The 18,646-nt window shown below is 71.7% G+C and carries 18 protein-coding genes; 10 read left to right on the top strand and 8 right to left on the bottom strand.

Features of this window, described 5'->3' with window-relative positions; genetic code table 11:
• Positions 1-46 precede the first annotated feature (46 nt).
• Complete coding sequence (locus tag ACIQAC_RS28480; RefSeq protein WP_402195635.1) at positions 47-916, top strand: hypothetical protein; 870 nt, start codon at positions 47-49, stop codon at positions 914-916.
• A 126-nt stretch (positions 917-1,042) separates the two neighbouring features.
• Here the strand turns inward: ACIQAC_RS28480 and ACIQAC_RS28475 are convergent, their stop codons facing one another.
• On the bottom strand, positions 1,043-2,317 hold the full coding sequence (locus ACIQAC_RS28475) for an amidohydrolase family protein (RefSeq protein ID WP_402195632.1): 1,275 nt from the start codon (positions 2,315-2,317) through the stop codon (positions 1,043-1,045).
• Positions 2,318-2,588: 271 nt separating this feature from the next.
• On the opposite strand from ACIQAC_RS28475, the gene ACIQAC_RS28470 reads away from it, so the two are divergent.
• Both ACIQAC_RS28470 and ACIQAC_RS28465 read left to right on the top strand, forming a co-directional pair.
• Positions 2,589-5,561 carry a BTAD domain-containing putative transcriptional regulator gene (locus ACIQAC_RS28470; RefSeq protein WP_402195630.1) on the top strand — a complete coding sequence of 991 codons (2,973 nt, stop codon included), beginning with the start codon at positions 2,589-2,591 and terminating at the stop codon, positions 5,559-5,561.
• A 214-nt stretch (positions 5,562-5,775) separates the two neighbouring features.
• The gene (locus ACIQAC_RS28465; protein WP_402195629.1) at positions 5,776-5,979 is read left to right on the top strand and encodes a hypothetical protein; all 204 of its coding nucleotides are present in this window, start codon (positions 5,776-5,778) and stop codon (positions 5,977-5,979) included.
• Between the two features lie 435 nt (positions 5,980-6,414).
• On the opposite strand, the gene ACIQAC_RS28460 is transcribed toward ACIQAC_RS28465, so the two are convergent.
• Positions 6,415-6,864, bottom strand: coding sequence for an ATP-binding protein (locus ACIQAC_RS28460; RefSeq protein ID WP_402195626.1), 450 nt, complete (start codon positions 6,862-6,864; stop codon positions 6,415-6,417).
• A 157-nt stretch (positions 6,865-7,021) separates the two neighbouring features.
• On the opposite strand from ACIQAC_RS28460, the gene ACIQAC_RS28455 reads away from it, so the two are divergent.
• Positions 7,022-7,885 carry a Scr1 family TA system antitoxin-like transcriptional regulator gene (locus ACIQAC_RS28455; RefSeq protein WP_402195624.1) on the top strand — a complete coding sequence of 288 codons (864 nt, stop codon included), beginning with the start codon at positions 7,022-7,024 and terminating at the stop codon, positions 7,883-7,885.
• Positions 7,882-8,088, top strand: coding sequence for a DUF397 domain-containing protein (locus ACIQAC_RS28450; RefSeq protein ID WP_402195622.1), 207 nt, complete (start codon positions 7,882-7,884; stop codon positions 8,086-8,088). The genes ACIQAC_RS28455 and ACIQAC_RS28450 overlap by 4 nt, the downstream gene beginning before the upstream one ends.
• A 23-nt stretch (positions 8,089-8,111) precedes the next feature.
• Here ACIQAC_RS28450 and ACIQAC_RS28445 read toward each other — a convergent pair whose 3' ends face one another.
• A complete protein-coding gene (locus tag ACIQAC_RS28445; RefSeq protein WP_402195620.1) occupies positions 8,112-9,677 on the bottom strand; it encodes a FadD3 family acyl-CoA ligase in 1,566 nt (521 codons plus the stop codon).
• Positions 9,678-9,768: 91 nt separating this feature from the next.
• Here ACIQAC_RS28445 and ACIQAC_RS28440 point away from each other — a divergent pair, with 91 nt between their 5' ends.
• Genes ACIQAC_RS28440 through ACIQAC_RS28430 form a run of 3 tightly spaced genes read left to right on the top strand, consistent with a single transcriptional unit; the run spans position 9,769 to position 12,102 of the window.
• The gene (locus ACIQAC_RS28440; RefSeq protein ID WP_402195617.1) at positions 9,769-10,917 is read left to right on the top strand and encodes a lipid-transfer protein; all 1,149 of its coding nucleotides are present in this window, start codon (positions 9,769-9,771) and stop codon (positions 10,915-10,917) included.
• Positions 10,918-10,924: 7 nt separating this feature from the next.
• Complete coding sequence (locus ACIQAC_RS28435; protein WP_402195616.1) at positions 10,925-11,335, top strand: Zn-ribbon domain-containing OB-fold protein; 411 nt, start codon at positions 10,925-10,927, stop codon at positions 11,333-11,335.
• A complete protein-coding gene (locus ACIQAC_RS28430; protein WP_402195613.1) occupies positions 11,332-12,102 on the top strand; it encodes an enoyl-CoA hydratase/isomerase family protein in 771 nt (256 codons plus the stop codon). The genes ACIQAC_RS28435 and ACIQAC_RS28430 overlap by 4 nt, the downstream gene beginning before the upstream one ends.
• Positions 12,103-12,117: 15 nt before the next feature.
• On the opposite strand, the gene ACIQAC_RS28425 is transcribed toward ACIQAC_RS28430, so the two are convergent.
• The 4 genes from ACIQAC_RS28425 to ACIQAC_RS28410 all read right to left on the bottom strand — a co-directional run bounded on the left by ACIQAC_RS28425 (position 12,118) and on the right by ACIQAC_RS28410 (position 16,524).
• A complete protein-coding gene (locus ACIQAC_RS28425) occupies positions 12,118-12,606 on the bottom strand; it encodes a hypothetical protein (protein ID WP_402195716.1) in 489 nt (162 codons plus the stop codon).
• A gap of 80 nt (positions 12,607-12,686) precedes the next feature.
• Positions 12,687-13,052 carry a peptidase inhibitor family I36 protein gene (locus ACIQAC_RS28420; protein WP_402195610.1) on the bottom strand — a complete coding sequence of 122 codons (366 nt, stop codon included), beginning with the start codon at positions 13,050-13,052 and terminating at the stop codon, positions 12,687-12,689.
• Positions 13,053-13,234: 182 nt separating this feature from the next.
• The gene (locus tag ACIQAC_RS28415) at positions 13,235-15,598 is read right to left on the bottom strand and encodes a PQQ-binding-like beta-propeller repeat protein (RefSeq protein WP_402195608.1); all 2,364 of its coding nucleotides are present in this window, start codon (positions 15,596-15,598) and stop codon (positions 13,235-13,237) included.
• A 200-nt stretch (positions 15,599-15,798) separates the two neighbouring features.
• Positions 15,799-16,524, bottom strand: coding sequence for a VOC family protein (locus tag ACIQAC_RS28410; protein ID WP_402195606.1), 726 nt, complete (start codon positions 16,522-16,524; stop codon positions 15,799-15,801).
• Between the two features lie 133 nt (positions 16,525-16,657).
• On the opposite strand from ACIQAC_RS28410, the gene ACIQAC_RS28405 reads away from it, so the two are divergent.
• Positions 16,658-17,293, top strand: a complete 636-nt coding sequence (locus ACIQAC_RS28405) for a TetR family transcriptional regulator (protein ID WP_402195715.1) — start codon at positions 16,658-16,660, stop codon at positions 17,291-17,293.
• Positions 17,294-17,450: 157 nt separating this feature from the next.
• Here the strand turns inward: ACIQAC_RS28405 and ACIQAC_RS28400 are convergent, their stop codons facing one another.
• A complete protein-coding gene (locus tag ACIQAC_RS28400) occupies positions 17,451-17,903 on the bottom strand; it encodes an Lrp/AsnC family transcriptional regulator (RefSeq protein ID WP_402195604.1) in 453 nt (150 codons plus the stop codon).
• 82 nt (positions 17,904-17,985) lie between these two features.
• Between ACIQAC_RS28400 and ACIQAC_RS28395 the strand changes: the two genes are divergently transcribed.
• Positions 17,986-18,609: a LysE family translocator gene (locus ACIQAC_RS28395; protein WP_402195603.1), complete on the top strand. Its 624-nt coding sequence runs from the start codon at positions 17,986-17,988 to the stop codon at positions 18,607-18,609.
• The last annotated feature ends 37 nt before the right edge of the window (positions 18,610-18,646 follow it).

Genomic DNA, 18,646 nt, shown 5'->3' with positions numbered 1-18,646 from the left:
TCGGCAGCCCGGAAGAGCCGGGCGCACACGAAACGGGGAAACAGAAATGATCCGCAACCGCCTCGCTGTCTTCGCCACCACGGCCGCCGCCGCGTCCCTCCTGCTGACCGCGTGCAACGGCGCCGAGACCGCCGCCTCGGCGGCCCGCGACGGCGCCGGTGCCGCGCTGTCGAGCCTGAACTTCGACAACGGCACGGCGAAGGAGAACAACGCGACCCCCGGCACCGGCGACTGGGCCAACAGCCCGGGCAAGGTCGTGACGAAGCCGGTGGCGAAGAAGTGGGTGCAGCTGAGCGCGTCGAGCGCCGGTGACCTGGACCCGGTCGTCGTCAACGGCTCGGGCTTCACGCTCTACCGCTTCGACAAGGACACCGCCGACCCGTCGAAGTCGAACTGCAACGGCGAGTGCGCGACCACGTGGCCGCCGGTCGTCGTGGCCCCCGGCGGCAAGATCTTCATCGACGGGGTGAAGAAGTCCGACGTGGGTGTCGTCAAGCGCGACGACGGCAACCTCCAGGTGACGGTCGGCGGCTGGCCGGTCTACCGGTTCAGCAAGGACCTCAAGCCCGGCGACACCAACGGGCAGGGTGTGGGCGGCACCTGGTTCGGCGTGACGCCGGACGGCAGGAAGGCGGGCGCGCCGGTGGCGGAGGAGCAGCCGGCTCCGGGCTCCCCCGCGACGAGCGTGACCCTGTCGGACGAGCCGGACTTCGGCGACCCGTCGGAGGGCCTGGCCGGTGCCGGCTGCCAGAACGTGGGCCGCGACGACCTGGCGTCCTCCCTCCAGGCCTCCGGCACGCTGAAGATCTGGTCCGAGAAGGACTGCGAGGGCGCGTCGAAGGTGGTCGACGGCAATGTGAACGACCTCGCGGCGATCGACTTCGACAACAGGATCTCGTCGGTCTTCTTCGGCTGACGCCCGCGGTACTGAACAGAGCCGCGGTCCCCTGCCCGGGGGGGGCCGCGGCTCCGCCGGGAAACAAGCCCACCGGCACTCACGCCGAGGAACCCCTCCGCACGCTCCCTCGGGCTCACCGACCAGTCACGCCACCCCCGTTCCCTTTCCCGTCCCCGGCCACAGCCCCTCCGCCGTGAGGCCCAGCAGGTCGATCGCGTTGCCGCGGACGATGCGTTCCACCGTGGCCTGGTCCAGGTGGCCCATCTGGGACTCGCCGACCTCGCGGGACTTGGGCCAGGTGGAGTCGGAGTGGGGGTAGTCCGTCTCGTAGAGGACGTTGCCGACGCCGATGGAGTCGAGGTTGCGCAGTCCGAAGGCGTCGTCGAAGAAGCAGCCGTAGACGTGCTCGGTGAAGAGTTCGGACGGGGGGCGGTGGACCTTGTCGGCGACTCCGCCCCAGCCGCGGTTCTCCTCCCACACGATGTCGGCGCGTTCCAGGATGTACGGGATCCAGCCGATCTGGCCCTCGGCGTACATGACCTTGAGGTTGGGGAAGCGTTCGAACTTGCCGCTCATCAGCCAGTCGACCATCGAGAAGCAGCAGTTGGCGAAGGTGATGGTGGAGCCGACCGCGGGCGGGGCGTCGGCCGACGTCGACGGCATCCGGCTGCTGGAGCCGATGTGCATCGCCACGACCGTGCCGGTCTCGTCGCAGGCGGCGAGGAACGGGTCCCAGTCGTCGGTGTGGACGGAGGGCAGGCCCAGGTGCGGGGGGATCTCGGAGAAGGCGACCGCGCGGGCGCCGCGCGCCGCGTTGCGGCGGACCTCCGCCGCCGCCAGCTCGGCGTCCCACAGGGGGATCAGGGGGAGGGGGATCAGGCGGCCCCGCGCGAGCGGGCCGCACCACTCCTCCACCATCCAGTCGTTGTAGGCGCGCACGCACAGCAGGGCGAGTTCGCGGTCGGTGGCCTCGGTGAAGGTCTGGCCGCAGAAGCGCGGGAACGTGGGGAAGCACAGGGCGGACTGGACGTGGTTGACGTCCATGTCGGCGAGGCGGGCGGGGACGTCGTAGGAGCCGACGCGCATCTGCTCGTACGTGATCACTTCGAGCTTGATCTCGTCGCGGTCGTAGCCGACGGCGGTGTCCAGGCGGGTGAGGGGGCGGTGCAGGTCCTCGTAGATCCACCAGTCGCCGATCGGGCCGTCGTCGCCGGGTTCGCCCATGACGGGCTTGAAGCGGCCGCCCAGGAAGCTCATCTCCTTCAGGGGCGCGCGGACTATCCGGGGGCCGGTTTCGGCGTACTTCCTGGGCAGGCGGTCCTGCCAGACGGTCGGGGGTTCGACGGTGTGGTCGTCGACGGAGATGATCCTCGGGAACTCGGATTCGCTGTCCGTTTTGCTGTCCGTTTTGCTGTCCATTTTGCTCTCCATTTCGCTGCCCATGAGGGGCACGGTAGCGCCGATCTGACGGACCGTCAGCTACTGGGGGGCGGTGGGGATGTATCTCGGACGGGGGTGCGCGCTCAGGTCAGTGCGGCAGTGTCTGCTGTATGCGAAAGAGTGCGGAGAGGGTGTGAGGGGTTTGTGGACTCCCGTGCGGCGAGCTGTGACCGGGGTCTCCCACGGCTGACGCATCTGCCATGAGCAAGGCAAACTGACGTGGTGGTTCAGGATGTCTAGGGGGACGGCGATGGATCGGGTACCGCCTCGGGTGCCGGAGCAGCGGCGCTCGGGCACATCGGCCCCGGCGGGACCGGCCGCGAGGGGGCCGGCCACGCTGCGCTTCGGCGTGCTCGGACCCGTACGGGCCTGGCGCGGCGACGAGCCGATCGGCACCGGCTCCCCCCAGCAACGCGCCCTGCTGGCCGCGCTGCTGCTGCGCGAGGGCCGCACCGCGACCGCGGCCGAGCTGATCGACGCCCTGTGGGGCGAGGAGCCGCCGTCGCAGGCGCTGGCCGCGCTGCGGACGTACGCCTCCCGGCTGCGGAAGGTCCTCGACCCGGACGTGCTGGTGAGCGAGTCCGGCGGGTACGCGATCCGGGCGGTCGGCGAGGGCGCGCTCGACCTGGCGGTGGCGCAGGACCTGGCGACCGAGGCGGAGAAGGCGCGGCACGGCGGGGACCTCGGCCATGCGCGGGACGTGCTCGGGCGGGCGCTCGCGCTGTGGGACGGGGAGCCGCTCGCCGGGGTCCCTGGCCCGTACGCGGACGCGCAGCGTGTGCGCCTTGAGGAGTGGCGCCTCCAACTCCTCGAATCGCGCCTGGACATGGACCTGGAACAGGGCTGCCACGCCGAGGCGGTCTCGGAGCTGACCGCGCTCACCGCCGAGCACCCGCTGCGGGAGCGGCTGCGTGAGCTGCTGATGCTGGCGCTGTACCGCTCGGGCCGCCAGGCGGAGGCGCTCGCCGTGTACGCGGACACCCGGCGGCTGCTCGCGGAGGAGCTGGGTGTGGATCCGCGGCCCGGTCTGCGGGAGTTGCAGGAAAGGATTCTGCGCGCGGATCCCGGGCTCGCGGAACCGTCGGCTCCGCCGGCCGAACCGGCCGCCGCCCCGGTCCGGCCCGCGCAACTGCCCGCCTCCGTGTCCGACTTCACGGGCCGCGCCGGGTTCGTCCATGAGCTGAGTGAGGTGCTGGGCTCGGCGGACGGCCGGGTGATGGCGGTCTCGGCGCTCGCCGGCATCGGCGGCGTCGGCAAGACGACCCTCGCGGTGCACGTGGCCCACCGGGCCCGCGCCGCCTTCCCCGACGGCCAGCTCTACGTCGACCTCCAGGGCGCGGGTCCGCGCGCGGCCGAGCCGGAGACGGTCCTGGGCGCCTTCCTGCGCGCCCTCGGCACCCCGGACACCGCGATCCCGGACTCGCTGGAGGAACGGGCGGCGCTGTACCGCTCGGTGCTGGACGGACGCCGGGTCCTGGTGCTGCTGGACAACGCCCGCGACGCCGCCCAGGTACGGCCGCTGCTGCCGGGCACGGAGGGCTGCGCGGCGCTGATCACCGCCCGGGTGCGGATGGTCGACCTGGCCGGGGCCCATCTGGTCGACCTGGACGTGATGTCGCCGGACGAGGCGCTCTCGCTGTTCACGAAGATCGTGGGCGCGGAGCGGGTCGTCTCGGAGCGGGACGCCGCGCTGGACGTGGTGGCGGCGTGCGGTTTCCTGCCGCTGGCCATCCGGATCGCCGCGTCCCGGCTCGCGGCCCGCCGCACCTGGACGGTGTCGGTCCTCGCGGCGAAGCTGGCGGACGAGCGGCGCAGGCTGGACGAGCTCCAGGCCGGTGACCTGGCGGTGAAGGCCACGTTCGAGCTGGGCTACGGCCAGTTGGAGCGGGCGCAGGCGCGCGCGTTCCGGCTCCTGGGCCTCGCGGACGGCCCGGACGTGTCCCTCGCGGCCGCGGCGGCGGTCCTGGGCCTGCCGGTGGAGGACGCCGAGGATCTGCTGGAGTCCCTGGTGGACACGTCCCTGCTGGAGTCGGCGGCGCCGGGCCGCTACCGGCTGCACGATCTGGTGCGGCTGTACGCGCGGTCGTGCGCCGAGCGCGACGAGGGCGCCGGCGAGCGGGCCGCGGCGATGTCCCGGCTGCTGGACTTCTATCTCGCCACCGCCGCCGAGGTGTACGCGATCGAACGCCCCGGCGACCGGCTGGTCGACCATCTGGCGCGCACCGAGTACGCGGGCCTGCGCTTCGCCGACGCCCCGGCCGCCCTGGACTGGCTGTACAGCGAGGCCGCCCCGCTGCTGGCCTGCGTACGCCAGGCGGCGGGCACCGACCGGCTGAGACGTGCGGTGGACCTGCTGTGGGCGGCGAAGGACCTGACCGAGTCGGGGGCGAACTCGCACCAGTACGAGACGACGGCACGGGCGATGTGCGGGGCGACGCGGGCCGCCGGTGACGTACGGGCGGAGGGGCGGGCCCGGACCACGCTGACGAACGTCCTGCTGGTCTCGGGCCGTATCCAGCAGGCCGCCGAGGAGGCGCACCGGGCGATGGAGCTGGGCTCCGCGGCCGAGGACGCGATGTGCATCAGCTGGGCGGCGAACGACCGCGGCCTGACCTGCCTCCACCAGGGCCTGCACGCGGAGGGCAAGCCCTTCTTCGAGCAGGCCATCGAGGGGTACGGCGCCATCGGCAACCGTCCGCTGGAGGCGCTCGGCCTGTCCAACCTGTCCCGGGCCCACCTGGGCATGGGCAACGTCACCGAGGCGGTGCGGATCGCGCAGCTCGCGCTCCGCGCGTACAACGAGATCGACCGGACCCTGCGGCTCGCGAACGGGCACTACACGCTGGGCATCGCGCTGACCGCGGCCGGCCGGCACGCGGAGGCGCTCAGCCAGTTCTCGGACGCCCTGTGTGTCTTCGGCGAACACCGCCAGCGGCTCTGGGAGGGCACCACACACTTCCGGATCGCGGAGGTCCACCAGGACGCGCGCCGGCCCGCCCAGGCCGCGCAGCACTCCGAACAGGCCCTGGCGCTCGGCTGCATCGGCGGTGACCGGATGCGGGGGCGGGTGCTGACGCTGCTGGGCCGGTCGCTGACCGCGCTCGGACAGGTCGACCGGGCCAAGGCCTGCTGGCGCGAGGCACTCGACCTGCACGAACAGCACGGCGGCGCCCCGGAGGCCGAGGAGGTGCGTGCCCTGCTCGCGCCCGCCTCCGCGGCGTGACCCCGCCCGGTCCGCCGGGAAGCAGACGTCAATCATTCGTTTATCGCCGCCAGGCAGGCTCGTACCTGTCGCATCGTCGTCACGGGGGGCAGACGGTCCGACGTGGAGCCCGGCCGGGTTAGCCTGCGGCTCCGAACGCCCGTCCAGCGGCCCATCGGGGGGAGCATCTGGACGGGCGTTCCTCACTCGTCATCGCAACAGAGGAAGTCACGCCATGAGCGACCAGCAGCAGGCCGGCGACGAGCCCGTCACCACACAGGACAACGGCATGCCGAAGGAGCCGGTGCCCACTCCGGGGCCCAAGCCGCTCGACAACGGGATGCCGATCGCGCCGACCGACACGAAGGACGCGATACGGACGATGGACAACGGCATGCCCGCGCCGCCGGCCCTGGACCTGGACCGCGACGGCAAGTAGCCGACCACACAGCCACACACCACGGCGGGGAACAGGCCGCGGCGGCCCGGAGGGGAGCCGCCGCGGCCGAGGCATGTCACCACACCCCGCGTGACCATCCGCCACTGGCGTAGCGCGGAGTTGGCACCACCCACGGAAGGATCACGCACCACGACCGCACAGCCGATCGAGCCCGGCGGCCCGCTGATCCCCGGCCCGAACGGACGCCCGCCGCGCTGAGGGTGACGCTCGCGCAGGTCGCACGCAGCGACAACCTCGGTCCGATCACGCAGTTCCTGGAGAACTCGGCGATCGTGATAGAAATCGCCCGCAATCCGGTCACGGCGGCTCGCCTTCGAGGCGCCGAGGTGCGGGGAGCCGAGCAACCCGGCGTGAGCGAGGTACCGCAGGTTTTGAGGGGCGCGGGGAACTGTGCGACCAGCCCCCACTGGCCCGTCACGTCAGGGCGACTTCGCACCACACCGTCTTGGTGTACGGGTCCCCGCAGGTCGTCCCCCAGTGGGTGGACAGGGCCTCGACGAGCAGGAGTCCCCGGCCGGAGTCCTGGTCGCGGGACGGCGGCGGGAGGGTACCGGGCGCGGGCGGGCGGCGATCGGGGCGGGGGTCCGTGACCTCGATACGGAGAGTGGGGTGCGGGCCGGGGTGGAGCGTCAGGCGCAGCCGGAAGCCACGGCCGCGCTCCCGGCCGTGCACCGCCGCGTTCGTGACGAGTTCGGAGACGAGGAGGGCAGCCGTGCGGTTGGCCTCGGTGTCGTACGACCGGCCCCAGTTGTGGAGTTGTCTCGCGGCGTAGTGCCGGGCGAGGCGGACGCTCCTGGGGGTGGCCGGGAGGCGGACGGTGAAGCGCTGGGCGGAGGTGGCCCGTTGGGCAATATCGACGTTCATGTCACTCAGCGTGGCCACCTGTCTCTACGCTGACCAGTAACGACGACGGTACGTGGAGTCACTGTCCGGGTGCTGTCCGGCTGTGTCCGGGCGGGGTGGCGTGACGCGCTGCGGCGTACGACCGTTGGGAACGGGCGGCACGTGGAGGTGGGCGGGTGTGAGCGTGATCGGGCAGGGGCCGCGCGGCAGCGACGAGGTGGAGTCGTACGGCGCCGAGGACGAGGAGTCGGCGGCGGTACTGCGCACGATCGGCCGGATCGTCAAGATGTGCCGCGAGCGGAAGGGGCTCACCCAGGCCGAGTTGGGGACGGCGATCGGGTACAGCGAGGAGCAGGTGTCCTCGGTGGAGCGGGGGCGGCGGGCGCCGAGCGCGAAGCTCCTGGACACGACGGACCGGGTGTTGGACGCGGGTGGGCTGATCTCGGGGTTGCGCAGGGACGCGGAGGAGGCCCGATACCCGAAGAAGGTACGGGACCTGGCGAAGCTGGAGGGCGAGGCGGTTGAGTTGTGCGCCTACGCCAACGCCGTCGTCCACGGATTGCTTCAGACACCGGAGTACGCACGGGTGTTGTTCGAGACGCGGCGACCACCGTTCGCCGAGGAGGAGGTGGAGCGCCTGGTCGCCGCACGCGTCGCCCGCCAGGACATCTTCGATCGGCAGCCGACTCCTGTCTTCAGCTTTGTCCAGGAAGAGGTGACGCTGCGCCGTCCGCTCGGGGGCAGAATGGTGATGCGCAAGCAGCTCGAACACCTGTTGGAGGTGGGCCGTCGCCGAAACGTGGAGATCCAGGTGATGCCCACGGATCGCGAGGACCACGCCGGCATAGACGGATCGCTCCAGTTGCTACGGCTTCAGAGGGGAGAAACGGTGGCGCACAACGAGGTGCAGCTCACCAGCCGCCTGATCTCCCACCCCAAGGAGATCCAGGTCTTCGAGGTCCGCTACGGCATCATCCGGGCCCAAGCTCTCACGCCCCGCGAGTCGCTGGCCTTCATCGAGAAAGTACTGGGAGAGACATGATGACCAGCCCAACGACGGACACCGGTTCCGCCCTGGAGTGGTTCAAGAGCAGCTACAGCACCGCTGACGGCCCGGAGTGCGTGGAAGTCGCCTTCGCCCCCGAAACCATCCACATACGGGACTCCAAGCACACCCAGGGCCCCCGGCTCGCGGTCAGCACCCCGCACTGGGCCGCCTTCGTCTCGTACGCCGCCGGTCACTGACGTACGGCCGCGGGCGCCCGGGTTCACCGACGCGCCCGCAACCGCCCCTTCACCACCTTGCCGGAGGCGTTCCGCGGTAGTTCCCCCACGAATTCCACAGCCCTCGGCACCTTGTAGTTCGCCATCTCGCGCCGGGCCCAGGCGATCAGGTCCTCGCCGGTGACCAGTGCCCCCCGCCGCCGTACCACGTACGCCTTCCCGACCTCGCCCAGCCGGGCGTCCGGTACGCCGACCACCGCCACGTCCGCGACGTCGGGATGCAGACCCAGCGTCTGCTCTATCTCCGCCGGGTACGCGTTGAAGCCGCCGACGATGAACATGTCCTTCAGCCGGTCGGTGATCCGCAGGTTCCCGCCCGGGTCGAGGACGCCCACGTCCCCCGTACGGAGCCACCCCTCCGCGTCCACCACCTCCGCCGTGGCCGCCGGATCCTCGTAGTAGCCGCGCATGACGTTGAAGCCGCGCACCAGGATCTCGCCGGGTTCGCCGGGCACCGCCTCGACGCGGACCTCCGTGCCGGGGATGGCCCGGCCCGACGTGGACGCGATGACCGTCGGGTCGTCGCCGCGCCGGCACATCGTGACGATGCCGCTGGCCTCGGAGAGGCCGTACGCGGTGAGGACCGTCGCCACGCCCAACTCCCCCCGCAGCCGCTCCACCAGCCGCAGCGGCACCACCGCCGCCCCCGTCACCACCAGCCGCAGCGCGGAGAGGTCGTGGGAGTCCCGGGCCGGATGGTCCAGCAGGGACTGGTGGAGGGTGGGTGGGCCCGGGAGGACCGACACCCGCTCCGCCGCGATGTTCGCCATCGCCGTGTCGATGTTGAACACCGGCTGCGGGATCATCGTCGCCCCGCGCATCAGGCAGGTGAGGATGCCCGCCTTGTAGCCGAAGGTGTGGAAGAACGGGTTCACGATCAGATAGCGGTCGCCGTGCCGCAGCCCGGCCAGCTCGGCCCAGATCGCGTACGCCCGCAGGGTCTGCGCATGGGTGATCACCGCGCCCTTGGGACGGCCCGTCGTGCCCGAGGTGAAGACGATGTCCGACGGGGCCGAGCCGTCCAACCCGCCCACCCTCGCCGCCACTTCCTCCCCCGAGACCCCGTCCCCGCTCGCCAGGAAGTCCTTCCACGTACGGAACTCCGCGGGCGCGTCGTCCGACAGCACCACCACCTGCTCAAGGTCCGGCAGCCCCGGCCCCTCCGCGACCGCCCGCCGCAGCGAGGCCACGTACGACGTGCCGAGGAACGTGCCCGTCACGAACAGCAGCCGCGCCCCGCTCCTGCGCAGCACGTCCGCCGCCTCGCCGCCCTTGAAGCGGGTGTTGAGCGGCACGAGCACCGCGCCCGCCGACACCGCGCCGAGCGCCGCGACGATCCAGTCCAGGGTGTTCGGCGCCCAGATCGCGACCCGGTCGCCCGGCACGATCCGGTTCGCGACACAGGCGGCGGCCGACCGCTCGACGCGGGCGCCCAGTTCGGCGTACGAGATCCGCGTACGGCCCTCCACCACCGCCTCGGTGTCCGCGTACCGCTCGGCCGCGGCCCGGACGAGCCCCGGAATGCTGCCCCACTCCACGTCACCGCGCACAACGGCCTCCCGGACCAGTAGCTGACTACCCGTCAGATTAGCGGTAGCCTGACGCACTGTCAGCCGCCAAGTCGTGCCTGGAGGTGTGCACATGGCCGGACTCAAGGACGCCACCGCCATCGTCGGGATCGGGCAGACCCCGTTCGCGAAACACCTCCCCGACGACGAACGGACCCTCGCCTGCCGGGCCGCGCTCGCCGCCCTCGACGACGCCGGGATCGCACCCGGCGAGGTCGACGCGCTGGCCTCGTACACGATGGAGGAGACCGACGAGGTGGAGCTGGCGAAGGCGCTCGGCCTCGGCGACCTCACCTTCTTCAGCAAGGCCGGCTACGGCGGCGGCGGTTCCTGCGCCACCGTCGCCCATCTCGCCGCCGCCATCGCGAGCGGACAGGCCACCGTGGGGATCGCCTGGCGGTCGCGGAAGCGGGGCAGCGGGCCCCGGCCGTGGACCAACACCACCGTCCAACTGCCCACTCCGGCCCAGTGGACCCGGCCCTTCGGGCTGCTGCGGCCCGTCGACGAGATAGCCATGCTCACCCGCCGCTACCTCCACGAGTACGGCGCCACCCGCGACCACCTCTTCAACGTCGCCCTCGCCTGCCGCAACCGCGCCAACCAGAACCCCGCCGCGATCATGTACGAGCGCCCGCTGACCCGCGAGATGTACATGACCGCCCGCTGGATCAGCGAACCCCTGTGCCTCTACGACAACTGCCTGGAGACCGACGGGGCGTTGGCGTGTGTCGTGGTCAGCGCCGAGCGCGCCCGCGACTGCCGCCGCGCCCCCGTCTACGTCCACTCCGCCGCCCAGGGCCTGCCCGCCCAGCACCACGGCATGGTCAACTACTGGAACGACGACCCGCTCACCGGCCCCGCCTGGACCGCCGCCCGCCATCTGTGGAAACACGCCGACCTCACCCCCGAGGACGTCGACGTCGCCCAGATCTACGACGCGTTCACCGCGCTCGTCCCGCTCTCCCTGGAGGGCTACGGCTTCTGCGGGCGCGGCGAGGGCGGCGCCTTCACCGAGGGCGGCGCCCTGGAGATCGGCGGCCGGCTGCCGCTCAACACCGGCGGCGGCGGCCTGAGCGAGGCCTACGTCCACGGCTTCAACCTCATCAACGAGGGTGTGAAGCAGTTGCGCGGCACGAGTACCGCCCAGGTGCCGGGCGCGTCCACCTGTCTGGTCACCGCCGGAGAGGGCGTCCCCACCTCCGCCCTCCTGCTGAGGAGTTGACACCACCGTGCTGCTTCCCGTCACCGACGCCGACGGCGCCCCCTTCTGGCAGTACGCGGCCCGGGGCGAACTCCGCGTCCAGGCCTGCGCCGACTGCGGCGAACTCCGCTTCCCGCCCCGCCCCTGCTGCCCCCACTGCCAGTCCTTCGAGAGCCGGTGGCGGCTCATGTCGGGCCGGGGCCGCATCTGGTCGTACGTCGTCCCGCACCCGCCGCTGCTGCCCGAGTACGCCGAACAGGCCCCGTACAACGTGATCGTGGTGGAGCTGACCGACGCCCCGCGGATCCGTCTCGTCGGCAATCTCGTCGCCGGACCCGGCGCCCGGCTGGACTCGCTCCCGCCCGACCGGGTACGGATCGGCGCCAGGGTGCAGGTGGTGTTCGGTGCCGGCGGTCTGCCGCAGTGGGTGACCGCATGAGCCTCAGGATCTCCGCCGACAAGGACACCGGCGTCGCCGTGGTCACCCTGGACCGGCCGCACCGGCTCAACGCGATCGACCTGGACACGGCCGCCGAACTCACCGCCTGCTGGCGGGATTTCCGCCACGACGACACCGTACGGGCCGTCGTCCTGACCGGCGCCGGGGAGCGGGCGTTCTGCACCGGCATCGACCGGGACGCCGAGGTGCCGCAGCCGAGTTCGCCGTACATGATGGACGACCCGCTGCTGCGGATCGGGCCGAAGGCCAACGACCTGTGGAAGCCGGTGATCGCCGCCGTCAACGGGATGGCCTGCGGCGGGGCCTTCTATCTGCTGGGCGAGGCGGAGTTCGTGGTCGCCGACGAGCACGCCACCTTCTTCGACCCGCACACCACGTACGGCATGGTCAGCGCCTACGAGTCGATGTACCTGTCGCAGCGGATGCCGGCCGGGGAGGTCGCGCGGCTCGCCCTGATGGGCACCGCCGAGCGGATCGGCGCCCGGCGCGCCCACGAGACCGGCCTGGTCTCCGAAGTCACCCCGGCGGGCGGGGCGTTGGCGGCGGCGGTGGAGTGCGCGACGACCATCGCCGGGTATCCCGCGGAGGCGGTGCAGGGGACCGTACGGGCGTTGTGGGCGGCCAAGGAGGCCGCCCTGGCCCGGTGTTTCGCGCAGGCCCCGCACCTGGTCGCGCTGGGGAACCTGCCGGCGGACCGCCAGGCGGAGCTGTTCACCGCCCGGCGGGGGGAGTTCCGGACGCGGTGAGCGCCCGGCCCGGCGTCAGACCGGATAGGCCTCGGGGCTCTTCACCTCGCACCGGTCGAGTTCGTCGACGTAGAGGTCGTTGAAGTCGAGCTTGACCGTCGCGGTGCCGCCCGCGGGCACGGTGACCGACTCGTTGCCGTAGTCGAGGTCCTCGCCCGCCGCGTCCTTGAACCGGACGATGACGACGAACTGCGCCCTGCGGCTGTTGGGGTTCCTCACCTTGACCGTCGCGTACGGCTGCTTCTCGCTCGCGCAGCTCACCAGGGTCGCGATGCCGTCCTTGAGGCTGCTCGCGGTGCTGGAGCCGCTCGAACCGCTGCTCGACGTGTTGCCGGTGGTGTTGCCGTAGCGGTAGCCGCCGGAGGTGTCCGAGGAGGAGCTGTCGTGGTCCTGCTTGGAGCTGCTGCACCCGCCGCCCCCGCCGGAACCCCCGCGGCTGCTGCTCTTGCCGCTCTTGCCGCCGCTGCTGGTGGAGAACCCGGTCAGGGTGAGCACCACCAGCACGGACAACGCTGTGAATTTGAGAACACGCCCCCGAGTCATCATGTGGATCATCGTATCGGGGGATACGTCGCGGGGTTCAGCTACCCATTGCACGGCGCATAGGACGAGATCTTGTCGTCGATCCACGAGGGCACGGTGGCCCACCACTCGCCCGGTCCGATCCGGAACTTGAGGCCGCCGTAGTTGGCGTGTTCGTAGAAGCAGATCCCATAGGCCGAGTTGTTGCCCACGGAGGAGAAACTGTCGTTCAGCGTCCCGGAGATGCTGGCGACCGCGGGCCCGGTGGTGCCGAACTGTCCGCCCGAGAAGTTGGGGTTGGCGTATCCGGTGACCAGGAGCGAGCTGGGGGCGGCGGCGGCCGGGGCGGCGCTCGCCACGAGACCCGCCGTCGAGGCCAGGGCACACGCGGCGCCGACCAGTGCCGTACGGCGTCGGGCAGTACTCACGAAGGACATCCGTGGTTCCTTTCTTTCCCACTGGAACGCGGCGAGAAGCTCACCGCCCCGCGAGGCTAGGCCGCGTGGCTTCCCGGGCGGGGGATCCGATCTCACGGATGGGCGAAGGGGCAGAGTTGGTGCACTGGTAAACAAAGAGCCGCGGGGTCCGCACCGCCGGTGCCGGCGGATGCCTACGCCGTGCGGGCCGTTCCCGTGCCCTTCTCCGCGTCCAGCGCGTAGACACAGCGGTCCTTGCTGCACGCGTACACGATGCCGTCCCTGACGACGGGTGAGCCGGTGATCTCGCCGCCGGTGGCGAGCTTCCAGCGCAGCCGGCCGTCGTCCGCCTTGAGCGTGTACAGGAGATGGTCGGTCGAGCCGAAGTGGATCCGGCCCTCGGCGACCGAGGGGGCGCCCACGATGTCGCCGCCCGCCTGGAACCGCCACTTGGGTGTGCCGGTGACCGCGTCCAGCGTGTACAGCCCGGTCCCGCTGCCGACGTGGACGTGTCCGGCGGCCACCAGGACCGGTTCGATCGAGGCGCGGGACTCGGTGGCGATCCGCCAGCGGTCACGGCCGTCGGTGGCGTCGAGCGCGTACACCGTGCCCAGGTAGTCGGCGAGATAGACACCGCCGCCGGCGACGGCGGGGCCCGGCGCGAAGGTGGGCGGGGCGAGGAAGACGGCCGGGGCCTCGAAGTGCCACTTCACATGGCCGCTCGCGATGTCGACGGCGAGCACCCGCGTCCCGGCGGAGATGTACACGTAGCCGTCGGCGGCCGGGGTCAGCCGGACCGGCACACCGCCGCAGGAGGCCGCGTCACCGATCGGGTACGACCAGCGCTCCTCGCCGGTACGGGCGTCCAGGGCCCGCAGCCGGGCGTCCTGCCAGACGTAGGCCGTGCCGTCGTACAGGGCGGGGCCGGCCTCCGGGGACTCGAAGTCGCTCTGCGCGCCGGACAGCTCCCACAGCTTCTGGCCGCCGGACGCCTCCCAGGCCTGCACCCCGCCGCCGCGGGTGCCGGTGAGCACGGTGCCGCGCTCGGCCTTCAGCGAGTACACCCAGGCCTCGGTCTGGAGCCGCCACAGATCGGTGCCCTGCCGGGCGTCGAGCGCGAACAGGGTCGGGCCGTCGGAGGCGTGCACGCGGCCGTCGGCGACCGCCATCGACCAGGCCACGTCGCGGGTCTTGAAACGGCGGCGCCCGGTCGCCACGTCGAGGGCGTGCACCTCGAAGGAGGTGACGTAGACGAGGTCGTCGGCGACGGCCGGCGTCCCCCACACGTCGTTGGACATCCGGAACCGCCACGGACGCCAGCCGCCCGCACCGGCCTCGGGCGGCGCGACCGCCGCCGCGGACGTCGGATTCGCGGCCACCACGGGATCGGCGCCGTTGACTCCGGGCCGGGGTCTGGCCCAGGCGGCGACCAGGCCCGCCTCGGGCGGGGGCGCCTTCACGGCGGCGGCCCGGGCGTTGGCGACGCGCGGACCGGGGCCGATCGGCACGGCGGCGCCGGCCAGCCGGACGGGCCCGCCGTCGGGGGCGGCGACCGGGGCGGGCGCGGTGACGGGAAGAGGCGGCGCGTGGGAGGGCGGGGGCGGCACCGGGGGGCGCCCGCCGCCGCTGCGGCCCGGGTGCGCGGGCGGCTTGGGGGCCGGGCGGCCACCGCGGCGGGACTCGATCAGGGAGACCGCCTTCTCGGGCAGCCAGGCCGACGCCGTACCGCTGTCGTCGGAGCCGGAGCCGAAGAGGTGCGGCGCGAGCTGCGACTGGAGGTCGGCGGGGCTCGGGCGGGCCGGGGCCTCCATCTGCATGCAGGACTCGATGAGCGGGCGCAGCTCCTCGGGCAGACCCTCCAGGTCGGGGCCCTCGCGCAGCAGCATAAAAACGGTCTCGACCGGGTTGGCGCCGTGGAAGGGCGGGTGGCCGGTGGCCGCGAAGACCAGGGTGGAGCCCAGGGAGAAGACATCGCTGGCGCCGGTGACGGACCGCGAGTCCTTGGCCTGCTCGGGGGACATGTAGGCGGGGGTGCCGACGGCGACGTTCGTCATGGTCAGGCGGGTGTTGGAGACGCCGGAGGCGATACCGAAGTCGATCACCCGGGGGCCGTCCTCGACCACGAGGACGTTGGACGGTTTCAGGTCCCGGTGGACCAGCCCGGCGCCGTGGATGGACTGGAGCGCCTCGGCGATCCCGGCCGCCAGCCAGCGCACGGCCTGGGCCGGCAGCGGCCCGCACTCGTTCACTATCTCTTCGAGGGAGGGCGCGGGGACGTACGCGGTCGCCAGCCACGGCACGGCGGCACGCGGGTCGGCGTCGACCACCGCGGCCGTGTAGAAGCCGGACACCGCGCGGGCCGCCTCGACCTCGCGCGTGAAGCGGACCCGGAACAGCTGGTCCTCGGCGAGTTCCGTGCGCACCGTCTTGATCGCCACGCGCCGCCCGGAAGCCGAGCGCGCGAGATAGACCAGCCCCATGCCGCCCGCACCCAGCCGTCCCAGCACCTCGAACGGCCCGATGCGCCGCGGATCGTGCTGCGTCAGCTGATCCACCACTTGCCTGCCACCTCCCCGTACGAGCCGCGTCACCCACATATGTACGCGACCCCGTGCAGCGTCTCACCACCGCACCGCCGCGGCGGCACGCACCCCGATTCTTCCTGTCCGGCGCCCAGGTTGCGAACCCGGTGACATATCGGGGTGTCTTCCGCCTTATCGGTACAGCGGGAGAGCCTTACGGGAGGGAAAGGAGCAGGTCAACGTTGCAGGAGGGCGAACGGAGCCCCCTGATCGTCCGTACCGACGGCGACCGTTCCGTACGAAGTGACGAACGGGTCGGCCTGGACGCGGCCACCGAGCCGGGAGACCGTCGCGAGGGCGTCGGCGCAGTCCTCGACCCGGAAGTGCACCAGGAAGTGCGGAGGCATCCGTTCCGGGAAGAGGTCGGTGATCGGCGCCCTGCCGAAGTCGGGCTCGGCGTCCTGCCCGAAGAGGGCGTCCGTGAACAGTCCGCCGTAGAAGGCGTTGGCGGCCTCGGTGTCCCGCGCGTACAGCTGCGCCCAGACGAAGCTGCCCGGCACGTGCCGCTTGCCGAAGCCCTGGTGCGTGCCCGCCTCCCACAGCCCGAAGACGGCGCCCTCGGGGTCGGCGGCGAGGGCCGCGGTGCCCAGCGCCCCGGCGGGCATCGGCGCCGAGACGAGCTGCCCGCCGGCCCCGCGGATCCGCCGGCCGAGCGCCTCGGCGTCCGGCGTCGCGAAGTACACCGTCCAGGCCGTCGGCAGCCGGCCGTCCGCCTTGTGCGTGAGCGCGGCGACGGGCTCGCCGTCCAGATACGCCCACTCCCCCGACCCGTCCGCCCGCTCCTCGAAGGACCACTCGAAGAGCTCACCGTAGAACCGCCTGCCCGCCGCCACGTCGGGGAGCTGTGCGTCCACCCAGCACGGAACGCCCTCGACGTACCCGGATGCCCTGTTTTCGGCCATACCGTCAAACTAACGGCGTCTCACGCACCCCGCAGACCTGGGAACCCCGTCACCGGGGCCCCCGCACCCCATTTGCAGTCGGCCGAATCGCGCTCCGATCACCCCTCGGTAAGCTGACGGCATGACAGGACAAGTGCGTACCGTCGACGGCCGCGTGGCGGGTCGGCGTGGGCAGGCGACCCGGCAGAAGCTGCTCGACTGCCTCAGCGAGATGCTCAGCTCCTCCCCTTACCGGGACGTCAAAGTCATCGATGTCGCCCGGAAGGCGGGCACTTCGCCCGCGACGTTCTACCAGTACTTCCCGGACGTCGAGGGCGCCGTCCTGGAGATCGCCGAGCAAATGGCCACCGAGGGCGCCGGGTTGACCCAGCTCCTCGAAGGGCGGTCGTGGACCGGCAAGTCGGGCTGGCAGACGGCACAGGAACTCGTCGACGGATTCCTGGAGTTCTGGCGCAGGAACGACGCGATTCTGCGGGTCGTCGACCTGGGCGCGGCGGAGGGTGACAAGCGGTTCTACAAGCTCCGCATGAAGATCCTCAACTCCGTGAACAACTCCCTCGCGGACGCGGTCACCGAACTCCAGTCCAAGGGCAAGGTCGACAAGGACGTCAACCCGGCCGCCATCGCCGGCTCCATCGTCGCCATGCTCGCAGCGGTCGCCTCCCACCAGAAGGGCTTCCAGTCCTGGGGAGTAAAACAGTCCGAACTAAAGCCAAACCTGGCCCTGTTGGTCCACTTGGGAGTAACAGGCAAAAAGCCAACAAAGTAGCCGGAATCAATACTCCCAGGCCACCCCTATGCCGCCAGGGGCGCGGGGAACTGCGCAATCTTCTCAGGGGCGCGGGGAACTGCGCATCTTTCAGGGGCGCGGGGAACTGCGCGAGCAACCCACCACAACCCGCACCCGACCCCACCCCCGGCAGGGCTCACGCAGGCAACGCCCGCCCCTTGACGACGTGCTTCATAACCAACGTAGAGGTCAACTTCTGCACCCCCGGCAACGTAGCCAACCGCTCGTCGTACAACCGCTGAAACGCCCCCAGATCCACGGTAACCACCCGCAGAAGATAATCCGGCTCACCAAACAGCCGCTGAGCGTCCAGCACCTGCTCCACCTCCCCCACCGCCCGCTCGAACTCCGCCACGGTCTCCCGGTCCTCCTGCCGCATGGACACAAAAACCAGCGCCTCGAAGGTCAGCCCGACCGCCGCCGGATCCACCACCGCCCGGTATCCGCTGATCGCCCCCGACCGTTCCAGCTCCCGCAGCCGCCGGTGACACGGCGACACACTCAGCCGCACCCGCGCGGCCAGCTCGGTCACGGTCAGCCGCCCGTCCTGCTGCACCTCGGCAAGAATCTTCCGGTCCATGTCATCCATGGAGAAGATTCTCCCCCGGATCCCCCGATCATGGGCAAACTTCGGCAACACCTTCGGCCCGTTCGCGCCTAATGTCCCCACCATGGACTCGGGAACGCTGATTTCTTTCCTCGCCGTGGACCTGCTGCTGGTCTGCGTGCCGGGCGCCGACTGGGCGTACGCGATCTCGGCGGGGCTGCGCGACCGCTCCCCCGTCGCCGCGGTGGCGGGCCTGGTCAGCGGTTACGCCGTGCACACCCTGCTGGCGGCGGCCGGCCTCGCGGTACTGGTCGCCGGCTCACCGGCCCTGCTCACCGCGCTGACCGTGGCGGGGGCGGCGTATCTGGTGTGGCTGGGGTGGGGCGTACTGCGCCGGCCGGCCACCCCGGAGACGTCGGACGAGCCCGCGCGGACCTCGCGCGGCCGGGTCTTCCTGCGCGGCGCCACGATCAGCGGCCTGAACCCGAAGGGCCTGCTGCTCTACCTCTCCGTACTGCCGCAGTTCCTCGTCACCGAGGGCCCGCACCTGCCCGTGCCCCTCCAGACGACGGTCCTCGGCCTGCTCCACATGGTGTGCTGCGCGGCGGTCTATCTCACGGTCGGCCTGGCCGCCCGCACGGTCCTGGGCGCCCGCCCGGCGGCGGCACGGGCGGTGACCCGGACGTCGGGCGCCGCGATGCTCGGCATTGGGGCGTTCCTGCTGATCCAACGCCTGGCGACGTTCTGAGCCGTGCCCGAAAGTCCCGCCGGCCCCGCGCCGCCCG

It is taken from the genome of Streptomyces sp. NPDC088387, assembly GCF_044753385.1.
Lineage (GTDB): Bacteria > Actinomycetota > Actinomycetes > Streptomycetales > Streptomycetaceae > Streptomyces.
This window is presented reverse-complemented; position numbering and strand designations above follow the sequence as displayed.